A 4,531-nucleotide genomic window follows, 5' to 3' on the forward strand; every position below is an offset into this window, starting at 1 on the left:
AAAGGACGGCACCTTTACCAACGCCGAGCGCCGGATCAACATGGTGCGTCAGGTGATGGCGCCCAAGAACGGCATGGCCGACTGGGAGGTCACTCAGGCGCTGGCCAATGCGCTAGGCGCGGGCTGGACCTATACGCATCCGTCTCAGGTGATGGATGAAATAGCTGCCACAACCCCTTCATTCGCAAGGGTGAATTACGAATTGCTTGAGCGCGAGGGTTCCATCCAGTGGCCCTGTAACGACGCCAACCCGCTGGGCACGCCGGTCATGCATATGGATGGTTTCGTGCGCGGCAAGGGCAACTTTGTCGTCACGGAATACGTGCCCACGGACGAACGCACCGGCCCGCGCTTTCCGCTGTTGCTGACCACCGGGCGCATCCTGTCGCAATACAATGTCGGCGCCCAAACCCGCCGCACCGAGAATGTGGTCTGGCACGATCAGGACGTGCTGGAAATCCACCCGCATGACGCCGAACAGCGCGGCGTGCGCGATGGCGATTGGGTGCGACTGACCAGCCGCTCGGGCGAGACGGCCCTGCGCGCGGTGATCACCGAACGGGTGGCGCCGGGGGTGGTCTATACCACCTTCCACCACCCCGACACGCAGGCCAACGTGGTGACCTCGGACTATTCCGACTGGGCGACCAACTGTCCCGAATACAAGGTCACCGCCGTGCAGGTCAGCCCCTCGAACGGCCCGTCGGACTGGCAAGAAGACTATGCCGAACAGGCCGCGAAAGCGCGCCGCATCCTGCCTGCGGCGGAATGAAGGGCGCGGTCGATATCGGCCTGCCCAATGGCGGGCAGCACACGGTGGCCGACGAGGTCGCGGTGGCGCTGTCCTATAATGGCTCGACTCAGGCGGTGATGCTGGCCACGCCCGCCGACCTGTTGGATTTCGCCGCCGGATTTTCCCTGACCGAAGGCATCGTGACCGATCTTGCACAGATCGACCGGATGGAACTGGCCGAGCATCCCAATGGTCTGGAGGTTCAGCTTTGGCTGACTGACCCGGCCGAGGCCCGTCTGGCCGAACGCCGCCGCTTCATGGCCGGGCCAGTGGGCTGTGGCCTGTGCGGGATCGACAGTCTGGAACAGGCGCTGCGCCCCCTGCCCGCCCTGCCCGCCGATCAGACCCGGTTGACGGAAACCCAGATCACCGCTGCGATACCGGCGCTGCGCGCGGCCCAGCCGCTGCATGATCTGACCCACGCGGTCCACGCCGCCGGGTTCCTGCACACTGGCGCCCTTGACCCGGTGCGCGAGGATGTCGGCCGCCACAACGCGCTGGACAAGGTGATCGGTGTGCTTGCCCGGTCCGGCCGGGATGCCGCGGGCGGGGCGCTGGTGATCACCAGCCGGGTATCGGTTGAAATGGTGCAAAAGGCGGTTCTGGCGCGCGCCCCGGTTCTGATCGCCGCTTCGGCCCCGACCGCACGCGCGGTGGCGTTGGCCGAGGCGGCGGGGCTGACGCTGGTCGCTTTGGCGCGCGAGACCGGGTTTCAGATCTTTACTCATCCCCAGCGGATAGACACGAAAGGGGCCAGCGATGTCGCCTGAAAAACTGATCCATATGGCGAACCAGATCGCCACGGCCTTTGCCGCGCTGCCCGCGTCGCAAGCCGCGGCCAACACGGCCGAACATATCAACGATTTCTGGGATCCGCGGATGCGCGCGGCGCTGCTGGCGCATGTCTCGGCCGGGGGGGCGGGCCTGTCCGGGGTGGCGCTTGAGGCGGCGAAATCGGTGCGCCCACCCAAGGCTGCGTAAGCGGCAACGGCGGGATTGAGTATTTTTCCCAAGAAAAAGACTAGTTCAGTTTGAATTCCAGCGGGATGTCAAAGCTGAGTTGTGCGGCGCGCAGGCCTTCGGGCGCGGCGGGGAACCGGCCCGCGCGCCGGACCGAGGCCAGCGCCGCCTGATCCAGCGCCGCATTGCCCGAGCTTTTCCGCACCACCGCCGCCAACAGATCTCCGGTCGCCGCGACCTGCATCCGCACCAGAACCGTGCCGCTTTGCCGTTGGCGGCGGATGGCGGCGGGCACCCGGTGGGCGCGGGCGACGCGGGCCTGAATCTGAGCGCCCCAACTGGCGGTCAGCGCCTGTTGTTGGGCCGCGGCATTGCCGGCGCTGGTGCCGGCGGTGGTGGTCTTTCCGGTGCCTTTGGCACGCAGGGCGACCGGCGGCGCGGCAGGCTGTGGCGGCGGGTTGGGCGCGGCGGCGCCGGGGGCCGTGGGCGGTGGCGGCAGGGTCGGCGCGGAAAGGCTGGTGGGCGGCGTGGGCGGAGGTGCCGCCTGGTCGGGCTGAGGTGCTGTTGGGCCGTCGATATTGGGCTGTGGGGCGCTGTCCCAGTCCTTGACCTGCTCGACCAGATCGCGCGGCAGCGCGGTCAGGGTGATTTCATTCTCGCCACCCATGCCTGCACCGCCGCCCGAGGTGCCGCCTGAGCCGTTCGAGGCCAGCCCGAACGCCGCAAGATGCAGGCCCACCGCCAGCGGCACAAATAGCGCGGCTTCGATCAGGCGCTTCATTTGGCGGCCACGATCAGGGTGATGCGGTCTTGGCCCAGACCGGCGAGACGGGTCATCAACTGGGCCAGATCGCTGCCCGGCAGGGCCGCGTCGGCATAAAGCGGCAGTGGCGTGTCGGCGGCGCGATTGGCAAGGGCATCCAGCGCCGCCCGATCCCGCGCCGTGCCGTAAGCCAGATGGCCCGCAGCATCGACATAAAGCGCCTGTTCAGGGTCCAGCACCGCGCCCTCGGCCCGTGGTGGTGAAACCTCAAGCGGCGCGGGCGGGGTGATCTGCGCGGTCATCAGGAAAAAGATCAGCAGCAGAAAGACAACGTTAATCATTGGCACGATATTCTCGGCCTTGTCGCGTTTGTCTTCGGCTGGGAACTGCATCGCCTAGTCCGCCACCAACAGGCCGGTGAACCCGGCCGCAGACAGCAGGGTCATCGCATCGACCAGCGCCTGCACATCGGCGCCGTCGCGCGGGCGCAGGATGATCGGATCGGCCGGGGTCCGGGTCAGGTCGGCCAGTGCCGGGATCAGGTCGGCGGGGGCGGTTGCAACGCCGTTCAGGCGCAGGCCGTCGGCGGTGACGTCAATCAGGCGGGGCGGGCCTTGCCAGTCGGCCCCGGCGCCAGCGCCGATGTTCAGGGTCAGGCCGGTTTCGGTGCCGAACCGCGCCGCCAGCATGAAGAACACCAGCAACAGGAACACCACGTCGATCATTGGTGTCAGGCTGGGGCGGCGGGGTTTGCGCGGGTTGGCGAAGGAAAACATCAGTGCCCTCCGGTGATGAACAGCCGGGTGGCAAGGTCTTCCATGTCGTGACGGGCGGCATCGACGACGCTTTCGAACCAGCTGAGCGCCATGGCGGCGGGGATTGCGACGCCCATGCCGGCGGCGGTGGTCAAAAGGGCCTCCCAGATGCCACCGGCAAGGGCGGCGGGGTCGGCCTGAGACCCGGCGTTTTGCAGGGTCTGGAAGGCGTCGATCATACCCAGAACCGTGCCGAGAAGGCCCAGAAGCGGGGCAATCGCCGCGATCAGCTCCAGCGCCCGCAGACCGGTGCGGGCCTCGGTCAGCAGGGCGCGGGCGACGCGGGTGACTTCTTCGCGGGCGGCGGGTTCGGGCAGATCGCCCGACAGCGCCGCCAAGGCCTCGCGCACCAGACGGGCACGCATCCCGGCGCGGCCTGCCACGGCGGCGCGGGCATCGGCGCGCTGACCGTCCTGCCACAGAGCAACAGCGCGGCGGGCGCGCGATCCGGCCCATGCGCCCATGGCCGACAGGCGATAGACCTTCCACAGGATCAGCGCCAGCGTGGCCACCGACAGCGCCGCGATCACCCAGATCGCCGGGCCGCCTTTGGTCAGGAATTCGGTCAGGGCGGTCATGCGAAATCTCCCAGATTGGCGGCGGCGCCGGGTTTGCCGCCCTGTATCCTAGCATTTGGCCATGCGGCGGTCATCGCAGCACCTCAAGCGGTTGGAACACCGGCCCATCGGCCGTGTCGGTGTAATGGGCGCGCAGGTGGAACACGTCGCGCAGGTTTGCCTTGGTCAGCACGTCGCGCGGTGCGCCATCGGCCACCACGCGCCCCTGCCCCAGCAGGATCAGCCGGGTGCAATGGCGGGCGGCAAGGCCAAGGTCATGCAGCGATGCAATGACGCTGCGCCCCTGTCCGGCGATGTCACGGAACACCTGCATCGTGGCGATCTGATGCGCCGGGTCCAGGCCCGCGATCGGTTCGTCCGCCAGCACCAGCGGCGCGGCTTGTGCCAAGGTGCGCGCGATCAGCACCCGCGCTTGTTCGCCGCCCGAAAGCTGAGTGGCGCTTCGGTGGCGAAAGCTGTCCAGATCCAGCCAGCCCAGCGCCGCGTCCACCGCTGCGCGGTCCTGATCCGACAGCTTACCGCCTGCGCCCAAATGCGGTGTGCGGCCCAGCGCCACCACGGTCTCGACCGAGACCGGCCACGCGATCTCGCGCAGTTGCGGCAACCATGCAGCGTGGCGGGC

The 4,531-nt window shown here is 68.2% G+C and carries 8 protein-coding genes; 3 read left to right on the plus strand and 5 right to left on the minus strand.

The annotated features are described in order from the left end of the window. The 3 genes from ABYW26_RS10980 to ABYW26_RS10990 form a co-directional block, all read left to right on the plus strand. Positions 1-772 (plus strand): molybdopterin oxidoreductase family protein (locus ABYW26_RS10980; RefSeq protein ID WP_372604903.1); only part of this gene is annotated, 772 nt, incomplete at its 5' end. Beyond that, a complete protein-coding gene (fdhD, locus tag ABYW26_RS10985) occupies positions 769-1,563 on the plus strand; it encodes a formate dehydrogenase accessory sulfurtransferase FdhD (RefSeq protein ID WP_372604904.1) in 795 nt (264 codons plus the stop codon). The genes ABYW26_RS10980 and fdhD, both read left to right, overlap by 4 nt. Beyond that, positions 1,553-1,774: a formate dehydrogenase subunit delta gene (locus tag ABYW26_RS10990; RefSeq protein ID WP_372604905.1), complete on the plus strand. Its 222-nt coding sequence runs from the start codon at positions 1,553-1,555 to the stop codon at positions 1,772-1,774. The genes fdhD and ABYW26_RS10990 overlap by 11 nt, the downstream gene beginning before the upstream one ends. Before the next feature lie 40 nt (positions 1,775-1,814). On the opposite strand, the gene ABYW26_RS10995 is transcribed toward ABYW26_RS10990, so the two are convergent. The 5 genes from ABYW26_RS10995 to ABYW26_RS11015 all read right to left on the minus strand — a co-directional run. Beyond that, on the minus strand, positions 1,815-2,534 hold the full coding sequence (locus ABYW26_RS10995) for an energy transducer TonB (protein ID WP_372604906.1): 720 nt from the start codon (positions 2,532-2,534) through the stop codon (positions 1,815-1,817). Then, the gene (locus tag ABYW26_RS11000) at positions 2,531-2,908 is read right to left on the minus strand and encodes an ExbD/TolR family protein (RefSeq protein WP_372604907.1); all 378 of its coding nucleotides are present in this window, start codon (positions 2,906-2,908) and stop codon (positions 2,531-2,533) included. The genes ABYW26_RS10995 and ABYW26_RS11000 overlap by 4 nt, the downstream gene beginning before the upstream one ends. A gap of 3 nt (positions 2,909-2,911) precedes the next feature. After that, positions 2,912-3,292: an ExbD/TolR family protein gene (locus ABYW26_RS11005; RefSeq protein ID WP_372604908.1), complete on the minus strand. Its 381-nt coding sequence runs from the start codon at positions 3,290-3,292 to the stop codon at positions 2,912-2,914. Beyond that, on the minus strand, positions 3,292-3,909 hold the full coding sequence (locus ABYW26_RS11010; RefSeq protein ID WP_372604909.1) for a MotA/TolQ/ExbB proton channel family protein: 618 nt from the start codon (positions 3,907-3,909) through the stop codon (positions 3,292-3,294). The genes ABYW26_RS11005 and ABYW26_RS11010 overlap by 1 nt, the downstream gene beginning before the upstream one ends. A gap of 70 nt (positions 3,910-3,979) precedes the next feature. Beyond that, the coding region (locus tag ABYW26_RS11015) for an ABC transporter ATP-binding protein (protein WP_372604910.1) at positions 3,980-4,531 on the minus strand (552 nt) is incomplete at its 5' end.

Source organism: Actibacterium sp. (assembly GCF_041584535.1).
Taxonomy (GTDB): Bacteria; Pseudomonadota; Alphaproteobacteria; order Rhodobacterales; family Rhodobacteraceae; genus Actibacterium_D.